The organism is Janthinobacterium sp. GW823-FHT03B06, from assembly GCF_058796955.1.
Map to the genome: position 1 here is coordinate 358,920 of NZ_JBXAJE010000002.1, position 24,499 is coordinate 383,418.

Genomic DNA, 24,499 nt, shown 5'->3' on the forward strand with positions numbered 1-24,499 from the left:
CCACTTTGGAGCAGATTGTGAGTGAATCAGAGTGGTATTGCAAGAAATAACATGCAGAAAAGCAACAACCAGAAGACGGTATGCCGCCACGAACGGGCGGCAGGCAAGCAAGGTCAGTTTTGCTTCACATAGATCAATTTTGATGTATCGAAACCCAAGCCACCGGCTTTCTCGATCAAACGCCGCTGCAAGGCAGGATCCATGGTGGGCGTGCGCGACAGCAACCAGAAGTAGGACTTGTCGGGGCCGCTGATCATGGAATAGCTGTAATCTTGCTGGTCCAAATCAAACACGATGTAGGAACCATAGAAGGGACCGAAAAAAGACACTTTCAGGTAGCCGACGTCTTTCTTGTCGACGAAATACGCCTTGCCTTCCGCTTCCTTCCACTTCGCGTCCGCATCCTGGTAGCCGCGGTTGAGCACTTTCAGGCCGCCATCCTGGCGCAGGCTGTAGTCGGCCGTCACGTGGCTCAGGCCCCGCTCGAACGAGTGGTCGAGGCGCGCGATCTCATACCATTTGCCCAGATAACGGGTCGTGTCGAAATTGCTGACAGGTACAATATTCTCGGGCCGGCCTACGCAGCCGGCCAGCACGAGCACACATAGCAATAATATTCTTTTCATGTTTTTCTCCATCGGGTTGAATCAGTCAGGGCAGCAGCGCGCGGTCGACGATGCGGCGGATTGCGCCATTGGCTTGCATGCGCACGATGGCCGCATTGAATTGTTCGATAAAGTCATCGCGATAAGGGTAGGCGGCGGGCCGGCGCTCCGTAAAACCCAGGTGGCCCTGCTGGCTGGCCAGCTGCGCGGTTTCCTGTATCGCCTGCATCGGCGTGCCCGGCGCACCCTCGCGCCGGATGCGCTGCAATTCCCACTGCGCCGACAGGCGGTCGCTGACATAGCAATCGATACGCCCGCGCATCAGCTTGAGCAGATTCGTGCGCGTGCCCTTGGCCGTATCGAACACGATGCTGGCCGCTTGCAGGGCTGCCGTCTGTTGCGCATCGCCCAGCAAAAAACCCGCGTTCACGCCGATGTGCAGGCCGCCGTAATCGGCGGGCCACTGCCGCAGCGCGCGCTTCGCCAGCACGTCCTGGTTGCACAGCACCACCAGCTGCTCCATCAGCAGCGGCACGGAATAGCGCACGTACGGCCGCTCGCTGCGCCACGAATACGGCGGATACAAGGCAAACGCCTCGCCTGTCTGCAGCATCAGCACGCCCCGTTTCCACGGCACGGGACGCAGTTGCACCGCATATTGCGGCATCGATTGCACGGCTTCGCGCACGATCTCCGTGTAGATGCCTTTCAGCTGGCCGTTGTCGACGTAGGAGTACGGCGGATAATCGTCGTCGCCATAGATCACCAGCGGCGTCGCCCCCTCCGCCCGCGCACTGGCAGCGAGGAACAGGCATAGCGCGGCAGGCAGGATGAACATTCTGGACATGCCGGAAGATTAGCATGGAAGCGCGCAAACCGATCATCCGTTCGCGCTGTTCGTGCCCAGCATTTCGTCGAGTTGCGCCAGGGTGCTTGAATCCTTCACGACGGCGCGCAGCCACAGGTGCAGCGGCAGCTCGCCCCAGCTGGCGGCCTTGTCGGCCAGGTAGGCGACGGGGCTGTGCGGCTCCGTGCGGCGGAAAAAATCGGCCACCTGGCGCAGCTGGGCCAGCGCCTGCTGGCGCTGCACGATGGCGCTCCCGCCTGCGCCTGCGTCAGCGCCCTGGCCAGCGGCCCTCGGCGCGTCGGCAAAGTCCGCATCCGGTGACAGCGGCGCGATGAAATGAATGGCGTTTTCCAGCGCTTCGCGCGCGGCGCGAAAACTCGGACCGTCGACGCCGAAACGCGCGTCGACGCTGCGCTCGAACGCCAGCAGCGACTGCATGCAGTACTGCGCATCGGCCAGCAAGGCGTCGGAAAAGGCGCGCGAGTTCCTTTGCCGCGCCGCCTCCATCTGCGCCAGGGTCACGCCTTCGTCGTGGCGCGCATCGCCCCAGCCCTGCTCCGCCGCGCCCGGCGCCAGGCTGGCGGCCGCGCGCTGGCGCGCCGCATCGAAATCCTGCAGCGAAAACAGGCCGTCGGCGCCTTCCGTCAGCGGAATCTCGCGCAGCAACTGCGGCGTGCGCGAGAGCAGCCAGAAGACATTGCCGATGCGCTGCTCCTGGTCGCCCTCTTCCGCCGGCGGATACAGGCCATCCCAATAGCGCTCGCACAGGCCGGCCAGCAGCGCGTAGCCGTCGCCCAGGCCGCGGAAGTGGCGCGTTTTCGCGTGCGCTTCGGCCAGCCAGACGGCCACGCGCAAATCCTTGCTGTGCGTGGCGATCAGCTGTTCGCAGCGCGTCGCCACGAAAGGCCAGTCGGCTTCCTTCAGCGCCGTCACCCACTCGCCCTGGTCCAGGCTCGGGTCGTCGTGCTGGCGCGCGCGCGCGATGGCGTCGAGCTCCTGGCTGAAGGTGATGTCTTCGCCGCAGGGACTGACGGCGCTGACGGGGTGCAGCAACTGCTCCAGATTGAACATGGTGCCCTCCGCGGGGTGACGTTACTTGCTGACGTTATTTGATGGTGTATTTGAACTGCCCCTGCTTATTTGCAGTGACGCGTATCGACGCGAGCGGCTCGCCTGCCGCCATGCGCGCCAGCACCGCTTCGGCGATCGCCGGCAGCAGGCTGCCGTTCAGAATTTGATCGACATTACGCGCGCCCGAATCGACCTCGGTGCAGCGCGCCAGCACGGCGTCGACCAGGCCAGCATCGTGACTGAACTGCGCCTGGTGGTTGCGCGCGATGCGTGCGCCTATCCTCGCCAGCTTCAGGGCGATGATTTCGGCCAGCACCGCGTCGTTCAGGGGATAAAACGGCAGCACTTTCAGGCGCCCCAGCAGGGCCGGCTTGAAGTGCGCCACCAGTTGCGGGCGCACCAGTTCTTCCAGCGCGGCCGGCGTGGGCAAGTCTTGCGCGACCCGGTTCAGGCAGGCGGCCATCATGGCGCCGGACCCCAGGTTCGACGTGGCGATGATGATGGTGTTGCGAAAATCGACTTCGCGCCCTTCCGCATCATCGAGCACGCCCTTGTCGAACACCTGGAAGAACAATTCGAGCACGTCGGGATGGGCCTTTTCCGCCTCGTCGAGCAGCACCACGCTGTAGGGCTGGCGCCGCACGGCTTCCGTCAGCACGCCGCCTTCGCCATAGCCGACATAGCCGGGCGGCGAGCCTTTCAGGCCGGCCACGCTGTGCGCTTCCTGGTACTCGCTCATGTTGATGGTAACGAGCTTGCGCTCGCCGCCGTACAGCAGATCGGCCAGCGCCAGCGCCGTTTCCGTCTTGCCCGTGCCCGACGGCCCCGTGAACAGGAACACGGCTTGCGGCTTGTTCGGGTCGTCCAGGCTGGCGCGCGCCGTGCGCACGCGCTGCGCCACCGCGTCGATGACGTGGTCCTGTCCCAGCACCCGTTCGCGCAGCGCGCCCTCCAGGGTCAGCACCGTGCGGATCTCGTCCTTGAGCATTTTCCCCAGCGGGATGCCGGTCCAGCCGGCGACGATGCCGGCCACCACCTGCGCATCGACTTCCAGCGGCGACAGCGGCGCTTCTCCCTGCAGGGCCGCCAGCTCTTCCTTCAGCGCCAGCAGGCGCGCCGCGCCGATCTCGCCCGGCCGCTCGCCGCGCAGCTGCGCGCGCAAGTCGCCGATCTGCGCCACCAGCGTTTTTTCGCGCTCCCAGCGCTGCGCCAGCGCCGCGATCTGCGCCTGTCCTTCGTCATGCTCGCGCCGCAGCTGCGCCAGGCGCGCGGCGCCGGCCTTGTCGGGCGCTTCGCCATCGGCCGCCTCGCGGCTCAGCGCGGCGATTTCCGCGCCGATGCGTTCCTGCCGCCGGTTCGCGTTTTCCAGCTGCGCCGGCGTGGCGCGCTGGCCCAGCGCCACCTTGGCGCACGCCGTATCGAGCACGCTGATGGCCTTGTCGGGCAGCTGACGCCCGCTGATGTAGCGGTGCGACAGGCGTACCGCCTCGACGATGGCGGCGTCGCGCACGCGGATGCCGAAATGGCGCTCCATCAGCGGCGCCATGGCGCGCAGCATGGCGCAGGCGATGTCTTCGCTCGGCTCTTCCACCTTCACCACCTGGAAGCGCCGCGCCAGCGCCGCATCCTTTTCAAAGTACTTTTTGTACTCGCTCCAGGTGGTGGCGGCGATGGTGCGCAGGGCGCCGCGCGCCAGCGCCGGTTTCAGCAGATTGGCCGCGTCGTTCTGTCCCGCCTGGCCGCCGGCGCCGATCATGGTATGCGCCTCGTCGATGAAGAGGATGATCGGATGCGGGCTTTTCGCCACCTCGTCGATGACATTTTTCAGCCGGCTTTCGAACTCGCCCTTCACGCTGGCGCCGGCCTGCAGCAAGCCCATGTCGAGCGCGTGGATGTGCGCGCCCTGCAGCACCTCGGGCACGTCGCCGGCGGCGATGCGCAAGGCCAGGCCTTCCACCACGGCCGTCTTGCCCACGCCCGCCTCGCCCGTGAGTATCGGATTGTTCTGGCGCCGGCGCAGCAGGATGTCGACGGCCTGGCGTATCTCGGCCTCGCGGCCGATCACGGGATCGAGCTTGCCGTCGCGCGCCAGCTGCGTCAGGTCGGTGGTGAACTGGTCCAGCGCCGGAGTTTTGCTGGCCAGGGCGGCAACAGGATCTTCGGACAGGTCGGCAAGCTGCGGCACTGCCGCGCTTTCCTCTTCATCAGAACCTGCCGTCAGCTTGTCCGGATGGTGTTTCAACTGCTCCACGCTGAAGCGGGCGAACAGCTTCGAGCCGCGGTACGCGAGCTGCGACAGTTCCGGCTCCGTCAGCAGCGCCAGCAACAGATGGCGGCTGCGGATAGGCCCTGGCCGCGTCGTGTCCAGCGAAGCGATCAGCCAGGCGTGTTCGAACAGCAGCGGCAAGTGGCGCGAAAACACGGGCGTGCGCGCGCTGCCCGTCCGGAAGCCGCCGATCTCGCGGCGCAAATCCGCCTCCAGCGCCGTCAGGCTGATTTCGCTGCGCCGCGCGATGGTGACGAAATCGCTGCGCTCCTGCTCCAGCAGCGCCAGGAACAGGTGCTCGACATCGACTTCGTACTGGCCCAGTCCCACGCAGATGGCGGCGGCGCGGGTGGCGGCCGTGCGCGCCGTGTCATTGAGTTTGGCGATCAGGGTTTTCAAATGATTGCTCATGCGGCGGCTCCCTTGCGGTTGATCGAATAGCGCAGCGACGACGGCTGCAGCACGGCGTCGAAATTGACCGCCTCGCCGCCTGCCATCACGGCCAGGGTGCCGCTGATGACGAAGCCGACGCGGTTGATGCTGCCCGCTTCGCGCTCCAGGCGGGCGCGCACATTGCGCAGGCGCGGTTCATGGCGTTCGATGGCCGCCTTCAGCGCGGCGCAGATGCGGGCGCGGTCATCGCTGCTGGACAGGCACATGCCGGCGAAATCGATGAGGCCATAGTTGACGATGGAGGCCGCGCATTCCGGATAGGCGTCGAGCGCGCCGGGCGGCAGGGCCACGCGCGTGTTGAGCAGTTCCTCCAGGTCGCGCGCCACCGCATCCTTCAATTGTTCCAGCGACAGGCGCACCGCCACGCCGCCCGCCGCACTGCCGCCGTCATCCATCAGGCGGTCAAACAGGCCAGGTACATAACTGTCCATGCGCTCTCCTGAAAAATCGGCGCGGCGCGCGGCGAAGGTGGCCGCCGCGCGCCGCGCACCATGGATCAAGCCACGCGGTTCGCGGCCAGGTCCCAGCCGCCCGAGGTATTGCCGCCGGCGCCGCCCGTCACTTTTTGCTGCGTGTATTTCCACTTCACTTTCGAGAATTTGAAGCCGACGTGTTCACCGAGGATGTCGCCTTCTTCCACATTCGGCGTCACGGCGCCGATCAATACGTTCTCGATTTCGATTTCAAAATACTTGACGCGCTCCCCCTGGCCGTCGGCGCGCATGAATTCGAAGCGCGCCTTGGGGATGGTCTTGCCGGCCGAGCAGGTCTGCAGCAGCACCGGCGAGGCCAGATCGGCCAGCTTGGAGATGACGATGTCCTTGTGTTCGCAGCGTTCGGCCGTGTGGCCGCCGCCCGTCGAAGCGGTGGCGGACTTCGGCTGCTCGACGCTCCAGCTGACCGATTTGCATTCGATCCAGTCCTTGTGCTTGTCATCGGTGGACTCGCCCTTGATGCCGTCTATCTGCAGATATACATCGATTGCCATGGTGTGCTCCTCTGGTTGAAAGATGGGTGATTCAGGAATTGGTCGACTTCGGCAACTCCGCGACCAGTCGGAGCGAAACGGATAATTCATCGAGCTGGAAGTGCGGCCGCAGGAACGACACGGCGCGGTACACGCCGGGCCGGCCCGGTACTTCATGCACCTGCACGGACGCTTCGCGCAGCGGGAACTGCGCCTTCTGTTCCTGGCTGGCGTTATCGTCGAGCAGCACGTACTGCATCAGCCAGCGGTTCAGAAAATCTTCCACGCTGGAGGCGGCGGCAAAGCTGCCGATCTTGTCGCGCATCATGGCCTTCATGTAGTGCGCGATGCGCGAGACGGCGAAGATGTACTGCAGCTGCGACGACAGCACCGCGTTGGCGTTGGCCGCGTCGCTGTTGTACTTGCGGCTTTTCTGCGCCGACTGCGCGCCGAAAAACGCCGCATACGCCGTGTTCTTGCAATGCACCAGCGAGATGAAGCCCAGGTCCGACAACTCCTTTTCGCGCCGGTCGGTGATCGCCACTTCGGCCGGGCATTTCAGGGCCACGTCTCCCTCGTCCGTCTTGAAGGTGTGGGTCGGCAGGTCGTCCACCAGGCCGCCGCCCTCCACGCCGCGGATGGCGGCGCACCAGCCGTAGTCGGCAAAGGCGCGCGTCAGCTTGCTGCCAAACGCATACGCGGCGTTACACCACAGGTATTTGTGATGATCGCTGCCGTCGACTTCCTCGACAAAGTTAAAACCGTCGACCGTGGTGCCGTCGACGGGATTGAACGGCAGCCGGCCCAGGAAGCGGGGCAAGGTCAGGCCGACGTAGCGGGCGTCCTCGGATTCGCGGAAGGCTTTCCATTTCGCGTACTCGACGGTATCGAACACCTTGGCCAGGTCGCGCGGCTTGCCCAGGTCACCGTAGCTTTCCAGGCCAAACAGTTCCGGCGCAGCCGAGGCGATGAAGGGCGCGTGCGCGGCGGCGGCGACGTGCGACATCTGCTCGACGAAATACATGTCTTCCGGCTGGCGCGAGATGGCGAAGTCGCCCAGCAACGCGGCAAATGGCGCACCGCCGAAGGTGCCGAATTCCTCTTCATACACCTTCTTGAACATGCTGCTCTGGTCGAACTCCAGCGCGGCCTGGAAATCCTTCACCAGTTCGCGCTTGGTGGCGTTGAACATGCGGATCTGCAGGCGCGTGCCCGTGTCGGAATTGCCGACCAGGTAGCGCAGCCCCGTCCAGCTTTGTTCGAGCTGCTGGAACGGCGCCGCGTGCATGATTTCGCTGAGCTGGGCCGAGATCAGGCGGTCGATCTCCGCCACGCGCGCGTCCAAGGTGGCCGACAGGCTGCTCGACATCAGCACCGTGCCGTCGAGCACCTGGGCCACCAGTTCCGAGATCAGGTCGCGCGCGCGCGCATGTTCGGCACCGGACTTGGCGACGCGGCTTTGCTCGACGATCTGGTCGAGCAAATCGGTCGCGGCCGGCGCGCCGGGCGTGGATACTGCTAGGGCCTCTGCCTGGGTACTCATCTCAATCCTCCTGCGCCGGGAACTGCGGTTTCAGGGTAGCCAGGCTGTCCGTGTTGTTCAGCACTTCCGTCAGCAAGTCTTCCAGCTTGTCGTTGCCGGCCAGCTTGTTGCGCAGGTCGGCCAGCTTGGTGCGCGCCTCGAGCAGCTTGCGCAAGGGATCGACCTGGCGCACCACCGATTCCGGGCGGAAGTCGTCCATCGAGCGGAAGTGCAGATCGACGGCGAACGTGCCGCCCGCCTCGCTGATACGGTTCGGCACGGCGAAACGGGCCACCGGCTCCACGCCGGACAGCACTTCATCGAAATTGGCGCTGTCGATGGAAACGAACTTGCGGTCCTTCAGGCGTTTTTTCTCGCTGTCAGGGTTGCCGCCAAAGTCGCCCAGCACGCCGACCACGAAGGGCAGCTCCTTGTTTTCAATCGCGTCGCCGATCTCGACGTCATAGGTCATTTGCACGCGCGGCGCGCGTACCTGCTTCAGGCGTTTTTGCACGCTGTCGGACTTGGACATGTCGCTTCCTTTGCAAGGAGATGGTGGGGATGCTCGCTTATTTCAGGCCGCTGAACGGGTCGGCCGCGCTGCCTTGCTGCGCCGCGCCCTTCGCCGCCGGCGTACCGGAACCGGCCGCGCGCTTGCCGGCCGCCGGCGGGCGCCTGGCCGGCGGCACCAGGACGTCTTCGCCTATGCTTGCGCGCAGCAGCTTGGCCAGGTCCTGCGCTTCCGAGCGCAACGAACCATTCAGATTATTTTGCCGCGACAGATCGGCCAGCGCCTTGCCGGAAAGGCGCAAGCCGCTGACGGCGACGATGCTGTTGGCCACCTTGTCGTCCGGGTCGCGCTCCAGCGCTTCAAGCGCATGGCCGATGGCGTCGCCGTACTGGCCGCGGTCGAACTTCATCTGCGCCATTTGCAGCCACGGCGCCTTGTCGGCGGGATAGCTCGCGCCGCCGCGCTGAAGCAGGGTCATGGCACGCTCGTACTGGCCGGCGCGCGCCGCCGCATCGGCGTCGCTCATCACTTGCGCCAGGGTCGGTGCGGCAGGTTTTGGGGACGCCGACTGATCCGGCGTGGCGCAGGCGGCCAGCAGCAAGGCGCTGGCAAGGCAGACAATACGGAGCGATATCGTGGCTGGCTTCATCGGGGTACTCCTTCACGTGGAGGACGCTACCGCTGGGAAAGATGGGCGGCGTGAAGACTATTATTGATCGGCAATTTTTTACCAAATTGAGATTAATCAGCAAAGAAGAAGTTCCACGCTACAGCCGCGTAGGACGACATGAATCCTGATCTGGCGCAGTAATTGTCTTGATCGCAGACCGATCTTGCGCCAACGCAAGCAGGTCGCCCGTGCATGCGTTTAAATGACTGCAACACTTTTGTTTCCACACTACATCTTGCAAAGGTCGCCCATGCCACCTGACGCCCTGCTCCGCCCGGCCCGCGCCACCGCGCTACCGCTGCTGGCATTGCTGCAAGCGTTGCTGCTGACCGGCTGCGCGGGCGGCGCCATCGGCACCCTGGCCAACGCGGCGCTGCAAATGGCCGGCGTGGCCAAGCCGCCGCCGGAACTGCCCGACGCGCAGCAGCCGCCGCGCAACGTCAGCATCCGCCTGCACGCGGCGCAGCGCCTGAACACCGATGCCGACGGCCGGCCGCTGGCGCTGGTGGCGCGCATCTACAAGCTGCGCCAGAGCGCCGCCTTCGAGCAGGCGCCTTACGACAGCTTCCTCGACGCGCAGCGCGAAAAAGCGGCGCTGGGCGCCGACCTGATGGAAGTCAAAGAGGTGCTGCTGGTGCCGGGCCAGCGCTACGAAGTGCAGGAAAAAGTCAGCAAGGAAGCGTATTTCATCGGCGTCGTGGCCCTGTTCCGCGCGCCTGCGACACAGCGCTGGCGCGCCACCTTTGCCGCCGCCGACGCGGAACGCAGCGGCATCACCGTCGGCCTGCATGCGTGCGCGCTCAGCATCAGCGGCACGTCCACGCTGTCGGCCCCGCGCTGCCAATAGCACCAACAGACACGCCACACATTCAAGGAGAAACGAGATGGGCATGGCAGCGAAAGTCTTGTGGGGAGAAGGCCTGTTCCTGCGGCCGCAGCATTTCCAGCGCCAGGACCAGTATCACGAAGCGCGCCTGCATCACACGGCCAGCGCGCTGCATCCCTACCTGTGGGGCGTGGCGCACATGGAGTGGGACCTGGCGGCGCTGAAGACGGGCACCCTGCGCCTGCAGGCCCTGTCGGCCATCTTCCGCGACGGCGAAGTGTTCGAGGCGCTGGGCGACGGCGCGCCCGGCAGCGATATCCTGCCCCCGCCGGTGGACCTGGAAGCGCTGCCGCCGGCGGTGCAGGAAGTGACGTATTACGCGGCCCTGCCCATCCTCAACCGCGAAGGCATGAATTACACGGCGCAGGCGCCAAATGCCGGTACGCCGGCGGCCACGCGCTTCGCGCACGCCATGCGCGCCACGCCCGACCTGTTTACGGAGTCCGCCGTGGCCGACGTGGCCTATCTGAAAAAGACCGTGCGCCTGATTCCCGACAGCGAGGCGCGCGGCTCCTACGACTGCCTGCCGCTGATCGCCCTGCGGCGCACGGTATCGGGCGGCTTCGAACCCGTGCCCTCGTTCATGGCGCCCAGCCTGGCGATCGCCGGCGCGCCGCGCCTGCAAGGCGTGCTGGAACACCTGCTCGACGCCTTGCAGGCGAAAGTGAGCGCGCTGCACGGCCACCACCGCGAACCGAGCCGCAACGTGATCGAATTCCGCTCGGGCGACGTGTCCTCGTTCTGGCTGCTGCACACGGTCAGCACGGCCGCCGCCGCGCTGATGCACTATGTGCGCCACCCGGCCCTGCATCCGGAGCGCCTGTACGAGGCGCTGCTGGGCCTGGCGGGCGGCCTGCTCAGCTACTCCAAGCACTACACCCTGGCCAGCCTGCCCGCCTACGACCACGCGCAGCCGGGCGCCTGCTTCGATGCCATCGACGCGATCATCCGCGAACTGCTCGACACCGTCATCTCGTCGAAGTATTTTTCCATCGCCCTGCTGGAAGACAAGCCCTCTTACTACCTGGGCAAGCTCGATTCGGGCAAGATCGATCAGCACACCACCCTGTACCTGGCGATACGCGCCGCCATGCCCGCCATCGAGCTGGTGGACGTGGTGCCGCTGCGGGTGAAAGTAGGCGCGCCCGACGACGTGGAAAAATGCGTGCTCACGGCCATGCCCGGCCTGAAACTGTCGCATGCGCCGCAAGTGCCGGCGGCCATTCCCGTGCGGCCCGACACCTATTATTTTGCGATTGAAAACCGCGGCGCGCTGTACGAGCAGATGCTCAAGGCGCAGTCGATTTCCGTCTACGTGCCGGCCGGCATACGCGACCTGCAGCTGGAACTGATCGCGGTGACGGCATGAGCCAGCTCATCGAACGGCGCGCGGCGCCCTCCCTGCTGGGACCACGCGGTGCCGCCCCGGCAGGCAGCAGCCGGCATGCGGGCAGCGCCCTGCTGGACCTGATGCACGAAGGCTTTTACATGCTGTTCATGCTGAAGCACGGTTCGGCGCCCGGCGACGAGCAAAGCTTCATGGACCGCATCACGGCCTTCCTCGACGACTTCGAACGCGAAGCGAAGAAGATCCGCGCCGATGGCGACGATATCGAGGCGGCCAAGTATGCGTTCTGCGCGGCCGTCGATGAAATCATCCTCGCCTCGCCGTTCGCCCTGCGCAAGCAGTGGGAGCGGCGCCCGCTGCAGCTCCTGATCTTCGGCGACCAGCTGGCCGGCGAACACTTCTTCGACCGCCTCGACGCCTTGCGCGGCAAGGGCGCCATGCGCGTGCAGGCGCTGCAGGTGTTCCACATGTGTTTATTGCTGGGATTCCAGGGCAAGTATGCGATCGACGGCGGCGAAAAACTCAGCTATCTGACGGCGCGCCTGGGCGACGAGATCGCCCACATCAAGGGCAAGAGCCGCGGCTTCGCGCCGCGCGCGGAACGCCCCGACCAGGTGGTCAACAAACGCGGCAGCGACGTGCCGCTGTGGGCGCTGTCGAGCTTTTTCGCCCTGCTGGCCATCTGCGCCTACCTCGGTCTGAAAACGCATCTGACGCGCGGCACGCAAACGACCCTGGCCGCGTATGCGGACCTGGTCAAGCTGGCGCCGCGGCCCGCGCACCTGACCATTACTCTGCCCTGATCAGTGGGCGCGGATCATTGAGCAATGCGGAACTCGATGCGCCGGTTCCTCGCCCGGCCATCGGCCGTGGCGTTGCTGGCCACGGGACGGTCCGGCCCCTGGCCCGACACCAGCACGGTATCGGCCGCGACGCCCTTGCTGGCCAGGTAGGCGCGCACGGATTCGGCCCGTGCCTGGCTCAGGGCCACGTTGCTGGCGCGCAGGCCCGTGTCGTCCGTATGGCCGATCACCTCCACCTTGCGGCCCCGCAGCCTGAGCATGGCGGCCGCCATCTCGTCGAGGATGGCCTGGCCGGCCGGCGTGATGGTGGCCTTGCCGCTGTCGAATTCAATGATGCGTTTATCGAGCGCCGCATCGAGCAAGCCCTGCTCGGCCTCGGCCGCCTTGACACGCAAGCCATTGTTGACGGTGTAGGTGGGATTGAGGCTGGTGGCGATATCGCTGGCGATCTGCTGGCGCTGCGCCTCGTTCGCCACTTCGCCGCGCACGCTGACGTTGTTGCCGGCTATGCTGATCTGCCCCCGTGAAATCAGCTTCAGGTTCGGCGCGATCAGCTTTTGCACGTAGCCGTTCCAGTTGGCCGGCACCGCCACATTGCCGATGCTGATCTGGTCGACCACGCGCTCGGCGCCATACAGTTCGCGCAGGCGGCCCAGCACGGCCGCCTTGCCCGCCTCGTCGGCCAGGGTGCCCGTGACGAGGATCTGGCCCGGCATCGGCGTCTGCGGCGCTTGCGCCTGGGCGTGGCAGGCAGTGGCGGCAAGCTGCAGCAGGAAGAAAACGGTTGGTTTCATCGCAATCCCTCAGGTAAAGGTATTCGTGAACATGGCGCAGGCCGAGCGCAGCGACAGCTGCTCCTGCTGCAAACAGGCGGACAACCGGCGCAGCGCCGATGCGTGTCCCAGCTGCTCCTCGACCCAGTCGAGCTGGTCGAAGATGATCAGCCGTTCGCTGCCGGCCTGCGGATCGATCAGCGCGCGCAAGCCATGCGGGTCGGCGCCGCAAAAACCGATCACCAGCACGGGCGCCTCGTCGAGGTGGGAAAAGAACAGCGCCAGTTCGAAATCGGCCTGGCGCAGGAAAGGCGCGATCAGATGCAGCCAGAAGCTGGCCACCAAGTCGCGCAGCTGCGCGTCTTGCGGCAGCGGCAGCACCAGGCTTTTTTCCAGGCGCGGCAAGCCGCTCCGGCGCACCGGCTGCAGCAGCAGGCCCAGGCCCAGCAGCAATTCGCGCACCGTCACGGGGAACGCGGGCGAAGCGAGCATCGTTTGCAGGCCATGCACGGTCTGCGCCTGCAAAAAGGCGGCCAGCCGTGCCGCGTGCTCAGGCGCGGCCGGTTCGACCTCCACCACGTTGCCAGCCAGCGCCAGCAAGGCAGGACCCGGCTCCGGGCTGGCCACGATGCCTTGCGACAGCTGCTCCACGCGCTGCCACAGGGGCGCCAGCGCCAGCGGGCTGCAGCCGACAAAGGCTTCGGCGTCGTCGATTTCCAGCGCGCCCATGGCCATGAAGGGAAAGCGCCGCTGCGACTGGTCGTTGCTCGCTTCGAGGCGCCCGGCGATGGCGCGCCGGCTGCGCGTACCGACGAAGGCAAAGCGCAGCGGCGGTAAGGCGTCGTAATTGAGCTTCCAGCGCGGCTCCACCGTCAGCGCAGTCATGACCTGCGCCAGCCAGTCGTCGAGCAGCTGCACCAGCGCGTGATTGTCGCAAGCCTTGATGAAATCGCCGCGCGCGGGGATCTTGCCGAAGTAGCCGAGGCGCACCGGCTGCTGCGCGCGCATCATGGCGACACTCCCGCAGCCGCAGCGATGACCGGCACAGAAGCCGGAGCACCCACGATGGTCTCGGGCAGCTGCATGCCGCGAAAGCCCTGCTCCTGCACCGCCGCAGTTCCGCCCGCACCCGTCGCCGTCGTTTCCGCGCTGCTGGTGATTTTCAGGTCGACCGCCACGGCCACCTCGCCGCGCGTCCAGCGCAGTTCGAACACGCCGCCGTCCTTGCGCTTCTTGGCCGCCGCATCGATCATGCGCTTCAAGCCAAATTGTCCCGGCTCGTTGAACAGTTCCACCGTGCGCCCGTCGAAGGTGACGGCCGTGATGCGCGCCCCCTGCATGCCCGCCGCGCCCTGCGGCCCCGGATGGACCATGTTCGTCCACTGCGCCGGCGTGTTGCGGTAGCGCAGCTGCTGGCCGTCGATCTCCACCGTGTATTCCAGGGTGCCCGGTGCGGGCGACGGCTGGATCTGGAACACGGTTTGCGCCGCCGTCGACGTGGCCGCCACGCCGCCCGCGCCCAGCGGCGCGATCCAGCCGGGGAAGCGCGCCACCACCTGCGGCGACAGGCTGATGCCCATGTCGGCCCAGGTGCGCGGCGCCAGCACGTCGCCGCGCCGCACCACCAGGGGCCCCATGGACGTCGTGACGAATTTCGCCACCAGGCCTTCCGGGCCGAAGAACTGCCCGATCTCCAGGTTGCTCGCCTCAATGCGCGCGCTTGGGGCAAACGGATATTTGTTGGCCAGCGATTTCTGGAACGGTTCGTACACCTGCGCCGCCCAGGTCTTGTTGATATCGAGTTCGGCCGGCGCGACGATGACGGCAAAGGTCTGCATCAGCGGGCGCACGAGGATGGGGCGTATCGCCTGCTTTTGCGCGTCGCTCATCCCCGTGAGCAGCTGCTCGTCGACCAGTTTCAGGGCGTCGGCCAGCTCGGAGCCGCTGCCCTCCAAGGTCTGCTGCATGAACTGGCGCGCGCCCGGCCCTGCGTCGCCCTGGTTCTTCAGCAGGTTCAAGCGGCTGCGCAGTTTCGACAGCGCTTCCAGGTAGGCGCGCATCAGCGAGGCATTGTTGTCCCTGGCCGCCACCAGCTTGCCCACGCCGGCAAATTCGCGTCCCACGGGGCCCATCGGTTTGTCCAGGCGGGCCGGATCGAGCTGCGCATTGACGCCGGGACTGGCCGTCAGCTGCGACGGCGCGCGGCGCAGCACGGTTTCCTTGAACCACGCGATGATGCCCCGCTCGGCCTTGCGCAATTGGGCATTTTGCAGCGCCGGGTTGTCCCACGAAGTTTCTTCGTAAATCGTCGTCAGCAGTTTGGCGATCGGCGACGACTGCGGGTCGCCCAGGCGGTTCATCGCCTGCACGGCGCCGTCAAAACCTTTCAGGTCGGCGACGGCGACGCCCTGCACGAATTTTTGCCACTCGCGCGCGTAGTCGGCCTTGTACATGGCCACGAGGTTTTTCTCGATCTGCTCCGGACTGCCTTCCAGGGTCAGGTCGTCGGTGGAGGCGCTTTTCAGCACCCAGTCGGCGCTTTGCAGTTCGCGATTGGCGGCGTCGCGAAACGCGCCCTCGACGAACTTTTCCCAGGCCTGGCGCGTAAAGGCGCCGGAGACGGCATAGCTGCCCGCCAGCAGGGCCTGATCCTGTTCGCCGACGATACGCGCCACCGTCATGCCGGGAAAGCGCGTCGAGGCGCGGGCCTTGATGTCGGCATACACGCGCTCGCGCGCCGGCATGCCGCGCACCACGCGGCGCAGGTTTTCGCGCGCCTGGTCGACCAGCGCCAGCTTTTGCTCGATGCGCGGCCAGGACGGGTCGCCGATCTGCGCCAGGTAAAACGTCAGCAGCCGTTCGGCGCTGCGTATCATCTGCTCGCGCGGCATGGCGCCCCGGTTGCCCTCCAGCCAGCCGCGCCAGAAACGCGTCATCTGGTCGTTCAGGTGGGTGCTTTCCGCATGCGTCTTGTCGGCCAGCATCAGATAGGTTTTCAGCGCGTTGTAGGCGTCTTCCACATTCGTCGCGCTGGCCGCCTGGTATTGCACGTTGCGCGGCGCGGCGGGCGCCGCAGCGGGCGATGCGGCGCCCGGCGTCTGCGGCGTGCGCGCCGTGGGCTGCAGCTGGTCGGCGCTGGCGTTCATCTCGAACAGCAAGGCTTCCAGCGCGCCCGCCACAGGGGTCAGCATGACCTGGCGCGCGCCGGCGAAATATTCCTCGCGCAGCTTGCGCTCCAGTAAATCGCCCTGATACAGGCCCAGGCGCAAGGACCACGGCCTTTGCTCCCGGTACGCTTCCAGCTGCTCGATGCGGTCCTGCAAGATCTCGAGCGCTTCCAGGCGCGACTGCAAGTCCAGCCGCTTCTCCTGCAGCTTCACCACTTTATTCAGATCGGCTTCGACGTTGGCCACCAGTTGGCGGTTGCCCAGGTAGGACCAGCTCCAGCCGCCCAGGCAGGCGCCCAGCGACACGGTGGCGGCAAAGAACACGGCATATTTGAAGCGCAGCCTGGCGCGGTTGGCATAGGTGGCCACCAGGTGCTTGTCGGCAAAAATCACCTTGCGGAACAACTCCAGCAGGAAATAGCCATGCTGGCGCGCGCCCGATGGCGCCGTGGCCGGGGCCGGCGCGAAGGCCAGGTCGAAGCGGCGCGCCACCTGCTGCGAGGAGGCACTGACGGGCTCGCCCTCCTGCAGCGCGCTGGTCAAGTAAAAACCGCGGAACACGGGCTGGAACTGGAACGGGTTTTCCTCGAACAGGGTGGCGATGAAGGCGCGCAGGGCCGGCTTGATGGCGGCAAATTCCAGCGGGAAGGTGAACACGCCGGGCGCCATCGTCTTGCGTTGCCGGTGCGCCATGTTGGCCAGGCTCAGCTCCGTCAAGCCATCGTGCAATTCATCGAAGCTCTGGTCGAAAAAACTCAGCAAGTCCGCCGTGGGCAGCTTGCGCTGGTAGGGCATGGTGGCGCCCCATACGCGCTCGCGCTCGCTGCGTTCGGCATCGGCAAAAAACTCCGTGAAGCCGGCGATCAGGTCCGCCTTGGTAAACACGATGTACAGGGGCGCGAACACTTCCAGGCGCTCGATGACGTCCTGCACGCGCTTGCGCAGGCTGCGCGCCAGCTGCATGCCGACGTCAGGGTCGCCCTTCAATTCGGCGATGCTGACGGCGATGAGGATGCCGTTGATGGGCGCCTTGCGCCGGTATTTTTTCAGCAGGTCGAGAAAGCCGAACCACTCGCCCCGGTGCTCGTCGACGACGGAGTAGCGCCCTGCCGTGTCGAGCACGATGCCGTCCGTGGTGAAAAACCAGTCGCAGTTGCGCGTGCCGCCCACGCCCTGCACGATCTTGCCGTCGGCGAAAGGAAACTGCAGGCCCGAATGCAGGATGGCGCTGCTCTTGCCGGCGGCCGGATTGCCGATGATCATGTACCACGGCAATTCGTACAGGGCGGCGGCGCCCGACTTGAGGCCCAGCTTGGAGGTCTTGATGGTCTCGATGGCGGCCAGCATGCCCGTGCGCACGGCGTCGAGTTCGCCCTGCTGCGTGTTGCTGGCTGTCGAGGACGAGGCCGCCTGCGCGGCGGCGATCTCGGCCTCGTTGAGGATGGCCTGGCCCAGCGCCTGCGCATTGCGCCGCGCGCGGCGACGGCGCCACAGCCACAGGCCCAGCCACGTGACAAAAGCCAGCAGCAGCAAGGCCAGCGCCCAGATCAGCGCCACTTCCAGCACCTCGGCGCCCAGGTACAGGGACACGGCCAGCGCCACGAAGCCGAAGATGGTCAGATTGCGGCTGTCGGTGAGGAAATGCCAGAGTCGTCGCAGCATGATGAGCCCAGGGTGAGGTCGCAAAACAGGAGGAACGCCGCCGCGCAGCGAGGCGGATTCGGCCCATGCTGACAGCAATGCGGCGCGCCTTTGTTGACATACGACAAGTATCTGGTGCCAGCGCACGGCCCGCGCCGGTGTGCAATTGACGCTGCGCAAGTAAGCTTGCAGCGGTGAAATTCAGGCCGGTACGCGGCGCTAGAATGGCTGGCGCGGCTTACTTGCCCGGCCCGCGCGGTTGCGGCAATTCCGTGTGGCCGAAATCCATCATGGTCCAGCGCCCGCCCCAGCGCAGGCCCACCGATTCGGCCGTCACGCCATACAAACGGTAGCCGCGCATGGCCCAGGCATTTTTTTCAGAAATGATGAGCTTTCCTTCATGCATGAATGCGCAATCGGCGGCCAGGCCGTACTGGTGATAGCTTTGAAACGCCCTGGCGTTCGTCACGTTCGGCCCGGCCGCCGCCAGCTGGTCCTGGCGCGCGGGGCTGCGATAGCCCTCCAGCAAGACCATGTCATAGCCATGCACCTCCTTCATGATCTTGAAGACCAGCAGCAGGCGTTGCGCGAAATCGTGGTCGAGCAATTGCCAGTTGCGGCTGGCGCCGCCCAGCAGCGGGCGCAGCTGCGTGACTTCGGCAGTGGAAAACAGCAGCGGCGGCAAGGTCGGTGGCGGTACCAGCTGTTCGCCCTTCAGCAAGTCGCTGACCTGGTCATTGATGACGTGTTGCTGGTCGGCATAGCCGCGCAGGGCGATGCGGTCGCTGGACAGCCAGGCCAGCAGCGGGGGCACGATGACCAGCACGCTGCCTGCCAGGCTCAGCCAGCGATGCCGCCACAGCAATTGCCAGGCGCGTGCCATGCCCGAGCCCGTGTGCTGCTGCACGCGCTGCCACTGCGCGCCGCCGCCCCGCTGCAACCCTTGTGCGCGCCGCTGCATGCGCCAGCCCAGGTTGACGAGCGTGTGCAGCACGATGGCGCGGCCGCCGGGAAACAGCAGCAGCCAGCAAGCGAGACAGGCGAGCAGGAAATACATCAGGACCAGGGCGACAAACATGGGATGGGGCGCTCCGTGACGGGAATCGGCGGGGCCGGGCAATCCATTGCTCGGCGGTATCGTTAGATCGTAGGCGTCCGCGGCCCGCATAAGCGCGGTTTACATCAAGGTCAGTCGAATTTGATCCATTGCGGAGGTGATATTTTGTCTTTACTGAAAACCGGAGATGGCCAGGCGCGCGGTCCTGACCTGCTGAGCACGGCCGGCGCGGCTGGCGCGCGCATCGAAGGCAAGGGCATCCTGTCGCAGCTCGAGCACGGTGCCGCCGCGCCCGCAGCCATGCCGGCCCCGCGCTGGCGCCCCGGCTGGCGGTACGGCGCCGCCGGCGCACTGTGCCTGGCGGCGCTGATCATGGCCGTGCTCGCCTACGACACGGAGGTGCCGCCCCTGCCGCCGGCGCCCGCCACAGCCATGACCGAGATTCCGCCCGCTCCAGCAGCAACGGCGCTGCCGCACGCGGCACAGGCGGCCACCATCGTCAACACGGCGGCGCCGCCCTTGCCTGCTGCGGTCGCCGCCACAGCAAGCGCGCCGCCCAAGACGCCGCCGCCCGCGCGCCAGGCGGCCGCCCGCCCACAGGGAGCGAAACCGGCCGCAGCATCCGGCGACAGCGACGTCGCCTTGCTCACGGCGATGGTCGCCCATGCGCACCGGCAGGAAGGCATGGCGCCGCCAGTGCGCGACGTGGTGCTGCGCAGGCAGGAGCAGGGACAGGGACAGGGACAGGAACAGGAACAGGACACGGCGGAACTGTTGCGGCGCTGTCAGCAGCTGGGCCTGATCGAAGGCATGCTGTGCCGTTCGCGCATCTGCTCGGGCCGCTGGGACAGCGATCCCGCCTGCCATTGAACGCCTGGGCGCCGCATGAAACCTCAGGCGCGCTCGGACACTTCGATCAGGTTACGGTCCGGGTCGCGCAGATACACGGAGCGGATGGGCCAATTGGCGCCCGTGCGGGACACTGGTCCTTCCTCAATGGCAATGCCCAGCGCCGCCAGATGGGCGATGAACACGTCCAGCGGCACGGCGGCGATGGAGCACAGGTCCAGCGCGCCGGGCGTGGGCAGGTCCGCCTTGGGCAGGAATTCCTTGCCGGCTTCATGCAGATTGATCTTTTGCGCGCCAAACTTGAAAGCATGGCGGCCGGCGCCGAACGTTTCCAGCTGCATGCCCAGCACGCGCGTATAGAAATCGATGCAGGCCGGTTTGTCGCGGGTGGTCAATACCAGGTGATCGAGGTGGTCTATCATATAGTTTTCGGATGAGCGGCCGCGTCCATGCGGCCTTGCAAGAAACCTTCCATCAGCGCCAGCAATGCCTGCGGCTGCTCCTGGTGCGGCGTATGCCCGCACTGCTCGACCATGGCGGGCATGGCGTTGAGGGCCTGCGCCACGATCGTGTCGACCTGGGCCGCGCTGCCATACTGGTCCTCGCTGCCCTGCACCACCAGCGCCGGGCATTCGACGGAAGGCAGCAGGTATTCGATGTTCCAGAACTGGAAACCGTAGCTGAGCCAGGTGTCCGACCAGGCCTTGAAGATGGTTTCCGTCTTGTCGCCATGGTATTTCGCCAGCGCCCGCAGCTTGCCCGCGCCAAACGCCGCGTCCGCCACGCGGATGCCATCGAGCGTGATGCCTTCGACAAACACGTGCGCCGCCTCGGTAATGATGCCACGCAAGCGCGGCGGCTGCTGCGCCGCATAGATCAGGGCGATGCTGCCGCCATCGGAGTGGCCGACGAGAAAATGGTCCTGCCCCGGCAGCAGTGCCGCCAGCACTTGCGGCAGTTCGCACAGCGCGTAGTCGTGCAAATAATGGAGTTGGCGCCGCGCCGCCAGCGGCGACGACCGCCCATAGCCATGACGGTCATACAGCAAGCCGCGGCACCCCGTCGCCTGACATAGCTGCGCGGGAAAATCTTTCCACATCGCACAGCAACCGAGTCCTTCGTGCAGGAATACCAGGCAGGGCTTGGCGGGGTCGCCTTCGATCAGTTCGTAATAGATATCGGTTTCGGCACTCAGGTTCAGTATCGGCATGGGCTAGGCTCGCAACGGGTTCCGTATCGGCAGGTCGGCTGGGCCTATTGTGCCATTGTCCTGCGCCGCATGCGTGGCGGCCCCGTAAAAATAGCCTGGGGGAAAATATCTTGCCGCCTGCTTGCAAGGTGTTTGCGCCAGCACAATCGCACGCCGCTTTTCCGGCGGCCCAGCGCGCTTTCCGCCCCTGCGTATGCCTAGAATGAATTACTCCAACAGGATGGAGCAGGCGGCTACCTTATCAGCCAGGACGTGACACTGGCCGTCACGGCAGCACAGATAGGGCGTCTTGCCGCACGACGACAGGCGCGGCGTCCAAACTATCGATCAGGAGTACATCATGGAAATGAAAGTAGAACATCGCACCGGCAGCAACCTGGCACTGGATGAAACCGATACGCCGATGGAGCAGGAAGGCCAAAGCGCCCAAGGCGCGGCCGCACAGGACTTGAACCTGAGTCCCGCCGCCTTCACCACCTACTATACGTGGACGGCCAATGGCGTGCATCCTTCGGTCAACTTCGCCAATGCCAATGTGCACGCCAATTCGCGCGTATTTCTCAATATCAGCGAATATGGCGCGAATCCCCAGGACCGTTTCATCGGCGCCGCCCGCATGGCCGTGTATAACATCGCGCCATACAACGGCGGCTTCCGTGCCTGGGTAGAAATCTCCTGGGGCAGCCCGCTCAAGGTGCGCTTCGACGTGTTTGTCGATCCCTGATCCGGGCATCATTGCGCGTGCACCTGCCACCAGCGGGATGGCATCGCGCAGGCCGTTGATACACTGACGGGATGGCAAGCATGGATGAAAACCATGCGCACATGACAAAAGGGCCACGTGTTGCCACGTGGCCCTTTGCTGCTGCTTGTTCTGGCTCCCCGACCTGGACTCGAACCAGGGACCTGCGGATTAACAGTCCGTCGCTCTACCAACTGAGCTATCAGGGAAAGGAGGCCGAATTATATACGTCAAAATTTCCCATGTCCAGTCGTTACTACATGGTTGCTGCATGACCAGCAAAACAGGCAGCCAGGGAGCATGCCTCGCCACGCGGCGGGCCCCGTCTGCGCGCCGCCAGGCAAGATAGTAGAATAGCCATGCCTTGCCGATACGCAAGGCGCACAACGGCATGCCGGCAGCGGGGCGTCAACCACGCCGCCGCGCGGACATGCGCTTGCAAGGTTCGCCTTGCCCCTGGCTGACTGCTCTTACCCGACATGACAGAATCAAGCGCAACCCTGGTAGACAAGGCCGGCAGCGGCGACAGCTCGGCAGAAATTGCCGAACATATGGCGGCCGCCATCGTGGCGCACCAATTGCCGCCCGGTACGCGGCTGCGCGAAGAGGCGCTGTGCCGGCTGTATGGCGTCAGCCGCACCAAGATACGCGCCGCCCTGCTGATTCTCTCGAAAGACAAACTCATCCGCATGGTGCCCGACAAGGGCGCCTTCGTCAGCCAGCCCACCGAAGCGGAAGCGCGCGACATCTTTGCCGCGCGGCGCATCATCGAAGCGGCCCTGGCGCGCGAATTCGTCGCGCAGGCCAAACCTGCCGACTACAGGATGCTCGATCGGCACCTGAAAGCGGAACGCCTGGCGCTGGCGCAAGCGACGCCGCTGCGCTCGCAACTGCTGGGCGACTTCCACGTCTTGCTGGCCGATATCGCCGGCAACGCCGTTCTGCGCGACATCGTGCGCGAACTGGTGGGCCGCAGCTCGCTCATCACCATGCTGTACCAGTCGGGTCACGCGGCCGCCTGCTCGTGCGACGAACACGGCCGCTTTCTCGATGCGGCACGCAGCGGCGACGCCGATCTGGCGGCGCGCCTGATGGTCGAGCACCTGGCGCATGTGGAAGCGGCCTTGCGCTTCGACGGCAGCGCCGGCGACGCCAAAAAAGACCTGGTGGCCGCGCTGCTGATGTAAGCGGCGCCAAAAAAAAGGCCGCCCTGCTGGTGCGCGGGCGGCCTTGTCAGTGCTTGCAGGCAAACTTGCTATTCGCCCAGGTAGATGAACTTGAACAGGAAGATGGCGGCGATGATGTAGGCCACCACCGAGACCTGCTTGCCCTTGCCCGTCAACAGTTTCAATACCGCATAGGTGATGAAACCAAAGGCCACGCCGCTGGCCACCGAATACGTAAACGGCATCATCAGCGCCGTGATGGCGGCCGGGATGCTTTCCGTGCTGTCATCCCAGTCGATATACGTCAGTTCGCGCAGCATCAGGCAGGCCACGTACAGCAGCGCGGGCGCCGTCGCGTACGGCGGCACCGTGTGCGCCAGCGGAGCGAAGAACAGGCTGCCCAGGAACAGCAGCGCGACGGCGACGGCCGTCAAGCCCGTACGTCCGCCCGCCTGCACGCCGGCTGCGCTTTCGACGAAGGCGGTGGTGCTCGACGTGCCCAGGCAGGCGCCGGCGGCGATCGCCGTGCTGTCGGCCAGCAAGGCCTTGTTCATGCGTTCCATCTTGCCGTCTTTCAGCAAGCCGGCACGGTTGGCCACGCCCATCAGCGTGCCCGTCGCATCGAACAATTCAACCAGGAAAAACACCAGCACCACGTTGACGATGCCGATCGACAGCGCGCCCATGATGTCGAGCTTGAACAGGGTCGGTTCGATGGCGGGCGGCGCCGAGACGATGCCGTTGAACTGGTTGCCGCCAAAGAAGAAGCTGGCGATGGTGATGGTGAGGATGCCGATCAGGATGGCGCCCGGCACTTTCAGGCGGTCCAGCGCGACGATGATGAAGAAACCGAGGATGGCCAGGATGGGCGCCGCCTGGTGCAAGTCGCCCAGCGCGATGATGGTGGCGGGATTCGATACCACCACGCCCGCGCTTTTCAGCGAAATGATGGCCAGGAACAGGCCGATACCGACCGTAATGGCCGTGCGCAGCGCGGGCGGGATGCTGTTGATGATCATCTCGCGTATCTTGAACAGGCTGACCAGAATGAACAGGCAGCCGGAAATGAAGACGGCGCCCAGCGCCACTTCCCAGCTCATGCCCATGCCCTTGACCACCGCATACGAAAAATACGCGTTCAAGCCCATGCCCGGCGCCAGCGCGATCGGGTAGTTCGCGTACAGACCCATGATCAGTGTGCCGATGGCGGCCGCCAGGCAGGTGGCGACAAACACGGCGTCTTTCGGCATGCCCGCGTCGCCGAGGATGGTCGGATTGACGAAGATGATGTAGGCCATCGTCAGGAACGTGGTCAGGCCGGCCAGCAGCTCCGTGCGCACATTGGTCCCGTTGTCCTTCAGTTTGAAATAGCGTTCCAGGAACTGCATGATTAACCCCTTGTTTTGGTAAAACCGCGCGCCTGGTCTTGGACTATGCGCATCTTTTTTTCTTGCAACAACTGCTTACTTGCTTACTTGATTACTTGATTACTTGCCTGGCGCGCCGGCCGGCTTGAAGGCCCACCAGCGGCTGCCCGCGAAATTCCAGACCAGCCCGATGCCCGTCGCCAGCACCTGCGCCAGCCAGTAATACCAGCCCAGCTGGTGTACCAGCAGCCACATCAGCCCCGTATTGATGCACCAGCCGATGCCCAGCAGGGTGAAATACTTGCTGGCCGCCTCGCCATGGCCCTTGTCGCTTTTAAACGTGAAAAAGTAATTCAGGAGGTAGTTGACGACGGAACCGAGGATGTAGCCGATGCCGGACGCGGCGGCGGCGCTGATGCCCGCCCATTCCACACCGCCCCACAGCACGCTGTATTGCACGGCCGTGCCGGAAGCGCCGACGGCGGCGAAACGCAAGAATTGGTGATGCAGGGAATGGGACATTGTCAGTTTTCAAATGAACGATAGCAGGGTCGGGCCAGAATAAAAAATGGCTACGA

Annotated in this window: 23 protein-coding genes and 1 tRNA gene; 6 read left to right on the top strand and 18 right to left on the bottom strand. The window is 65.3% G+C overall.

Features of this window, described 5'->3' with window-relative positions:
* Window positions 1-113: 113 nt before the first annotated feature.
* From AC1RBA_RS07555 to AC1RBA_RS07595, 9 genes are all read right to left on the bottom strand, one after another.
* On the bottom strand, window positions 114-626 hold the full coding sequence (locus AC1RBA_RS07555) for a lipocalin family protein (protein ID WP_070224147.1): 513 nt from the start codon (window positions 624-626) through the stop codon (window positions 114-116).
* A 25-nt stretch (window positions 627-651) separates the two neighbouring features.
* Window positions 652-1,452 carry a substrate-binding periplasmic protein gene (locus tag AC1RBA_RS07560; protein ID WP_492417479.1) on the bottom strand — a complete coding sequence of 267 codons (801 nt, stop codon included), beginning with the start codon at window positions 1,450-1,452 and terminating at the stop codon, window positions 652-654.
* A 33-nt stretch (window positions 1,453-1,485) separates the two neighbouring features.
* Window positions 1,486-2,523, bottom strand: coding sequence for a type VI secretion system protein TssA (tssA, locus tag AC1RBA_RS07565; protein WP_492417481.1), 1,038 nt, complete (start codon window positions 2,521-2,523; stop codon window positions 1,486-1,488).
* 34 nt (window positions 2,524-2,557) lie between these two features.
* Complete coding sequence (gene tssH, locus AC1RBA_RS07570; RefSeq protein WP_492403276.1) at window positions 2,558-5,200, bottom strand: type VI secretion system ATPase TssH; 2,643 nt, start codon at window positions 5,198-5,200, stop codon at window positions 2,558-2,560.
* Entirely contained in the window at window positions 5,197-5,673 is a 477-nt protein-coding gene (tssE, locus tag AC1RBA_RS07575; RefSeq protein ID WP_409028177.1) for a type VI secretion system baseplate subunit TssE, read from the bottom strand. The genes tssH and tssE overlap by 4 nt, the downstream gene beginning before the upstream one ends.
* 65 nt (window positions 5,674-5,738) lie before the next feature.
* Window positions 5,739-6,230, bottom strand: coding sequence for an Hcp family type VI secretion system effector (locus AC1RBA_RS07580; RefSeq protein WP_034750126.1), 492 nt, complete (start codon window positions 6,228-6,230; stop codon window positions 5,739-5,741).
* 31 nt (window positions 6,231-6,261) lie between these two features.
* Window positions 6,262-7,752, bottom strand: coding sequence for a type VI secretion system contractile sheath large subunit (gene tssC, locus AC1RBA_RS07585; protein WP_070224152.1), 1,491 nt, complete (start codon window positions 7,750-7,752; stop codon window positions 6,262-6,264).
* 1 nt (window position 7,753) lies between these two features.
* A complete protein-coding gene (gene tssB, locus AC1RBA_RS07590) occupies window positions 7,754-8,263 on the bottom strand; it encodes a type VI secretion system contractile sheath small subunit (protein WP_121670092.1) in 510 nt (169 codons plus the stop codon).
* A 37-nt stretch (window positions 8,264-8,300) separates the two neighbouring features.
* A complete protein-coding gene (locus AC1RBA_RS07595; RefSeq protein WP_099411616.1) occupies window positions 8,301-8,891 on the bottom strand; it encodes a tetratricopeptide repeat protein in 591 nt (196 codons plus the stop codon).
* Between the two features lie 271 nt (window positions 8,892-9,162).
* On the opposite strand from AC1RBA_RS07595, the gene tssJ reads away from it, so the two are divergent.
* From tssJ to icmH, 3 genes are read left to right on the top strand one after another with little or no spacing between them, the layout of a single operon-like run.
* Window positions 9,163-9,759, top strand: coding sequence for a type VI secretion system lipoprotein TssJ (tssJ, locus tag AC1RBA_RS07600; RefSeq protein ID WP_070288792.1), 597 nt, complete (start codon window positions 9,163-9,165; stop codon window positions 9,757-9,759).
* 37 nt (window positions 9,760-9,796) lie between these two features.
* Window positions 9,797-11,167 (top strand): type VI secretion system baseplate subunit TssK, encoded by a 1,371-nt coding sequence (tssK, locus tag AC1RBA_RS07605; RefSeq protein WP_492417484.1) that lies wholly within the window; start codon window positions 9,797-9,799, stop codon window positions 11,165-11,167.
* On the top strand, window positions 11,164-11,949 hold the full coding sequence (gene icmH / locus AC1RBA_RS07610; RefSeq protein ID WP_070224157.1) for a type IVB secretion system protein IcmH/DotU: 786 nt from the start codon (window positions 11,164-11,166) through the stop codon (window positions 11,947-11,949). Before tssK ends, icmH begins: the two co-directional genes overlap by 4 nt.
* A 14-nt stretch (window positions 11,950-11,963) precedes the next feature.
* On the opposite strand, the gene AC1RBA_RS07615 is transcribed toward icmH, so the two are convergent.
* From AC1RBA_RS07615 to AC1RBA_RS07630, 4 genes are all read right to left on the bottom strand, one after another.
* Window positions 11,964-12,743, bottom strand: coding sequence for an OmpA family protein (locus tag AC1RBA_RS07615; protein ID WP_070311256.1), 780 nt, complete (start codon window positions 12,741-12,743; stop codon window positions 11,964-11,966).
* 9 nt (window positions 12,744-12,752) lie between these two features.
* Entirely contained in the window at window positions 12,753-13,733 is a 981-nt protein-coding gene (tagF, locus tag AC1RBA_RS07620) for a type VI secretion system-associated protein TagF (protein WP_492417486.1), read from the bottom strand.
* Window positions 13,730-17,551: a type VI secretion system membrane subunit TssM gene (gene tssM, locus AC1RBA_RS07625; RefSeq protein ID WP_492417488.1), complete on the bottom strand. Its 3,822-nt coding sequence runs from the start codon at window positions 17,549-17,551 to the stop codon at window positions 13,730-13,732. The genes tagF and tssM overlap by 4 nt, the downstream gene beginning before the upstream one ends.
* A gap of 217 nt (window positions 17,552-17,768) precedes the next feature.
* A complete protein-coding gene (locus tag AC1RBA_RS07630; protein ID WP_070288797.1) occupies window positions 17,769-18,608 on the bottom strand; it encodes a M15 family metallopeptidase in 840 nt (279 codons plus the stop codon).
* Window positions 18,609-18,752: 144 nt separating this feature from the next.
* On the opposite strand from AC1RBA_RS07630, the gene AC1RBA_RS07635 reads away from it, so the two are divergent.
* Entirely contained in the window at window positions 18,753-19,457 is a 705-nt protein-coding gene (locus tag AC1RBA_RS07635; RefSeq protein WP_492417490.1) for a hypothetical protein, read from the top strand.
* A 23-nt stretch (window positions 19,458-19,480) separates the two neighbouring features.
* Here the strand turns inward: AC1RBA_RS07635 and AC1RBA_RS07640 are convergent, their stop codons facing one another.
* Complete coding sequence (locus tag AC1RBA_RS07640; protein ID WP_492417492.1) at window positions 19,481-19,858, bottom strand: VOC family protein; 378 nt, start codon at window positions 19,856-19,858, stop codon at window positions 19,481-19,483.
* Window positions 19,855-20,646, bottom strand: coding sequence for an alpha/beta fold hydrolase (locus AC1RBA_RS07645; protein ID WP_070288798.1), 792 nt, complete (start codon window positions 20,644-20,646; stop codon window positions 19,855-19,857). Before AC1RBA_RS07645 ends, AC1RBA_RS07640 begins: the two co-directional genes overlap by 4 nt.
* 340 nt (window positions 20,647-20,986) lie before the next feature.
* Here AC1RBA_RS07645 and AC1RBA_RS07650 point away from each other — a divergent pair, with 340 nt between their 5' ends.
* A complete protein-coding gene (locus tag AC1RBA_RS07650) occupies window positions 20,987-21,370 on the top strand; it encodes a hypothetical protein (RefSeq protein ID WP_227742012.1) in 384 nt (127 codons plus the stop codon).
* Window positions 21,371-21,521: 151 nt separating this feature from the next.
* Here the strand turns inward: AC1RBA_RS07650 and AC1RBA_RS07655 are convergent.
* A tRNA-Asn gene (locus AC1RBA_RS07655) sits at window positions 21,522-21,597 on the bottom strand.
* 270 nt (window positions 21,598-21,867) lie between these two features.
* Here AC1RBA_RS07655 and AC1RBA_RS07660 point away from each other — a divergent pair.
* The gene (locus AC1RBA_RS07660) at window positions 21,868-22,575 is read left to right on the top strand and encodes a GntR family transcriptional regulator (RefSeq protein ID WP_492417494.1); all 708 of its coding nucleotides are present in this window, start codon (window positions 21,868-21,870) and stop codon (window positions 22,573-22,575) included.
* 68 nt (window positions 22,576-22,643) lie between these two features.
* On the opposite strand, the gene AC1RBA_RS07665 is transcribed toward AC1RBA_RS07660, so the two are convergent.
* Window positions 22,644-23,942 (bottom strand): NCS2 family permease, encoded by a 1,299-nt coding sequence (locus AC1RBA_RS07665; RefSeq protein ID WP_492417496.1) that lies wholly within the window; start codon window positions 23,940-23,942, stop codon window positions 22,644-22,646.
* A 99-nt stretch (window positions 23,943-24,041) separates the two neighbouring features.
* Window positions 24,042-24,443 (bottom strand): GtrA family protein, encoded by a 402-nt coding sequence (locus tag AC1RBA_RS07670; RefSeq protein WP_070224166.1) that lies wholly within the window; start codon window positions 24,441-24,443, stop codon window positions 24,042-24,044.
* Window positions 24,444-24,499 lie beyond the last annotated feature (56 nt).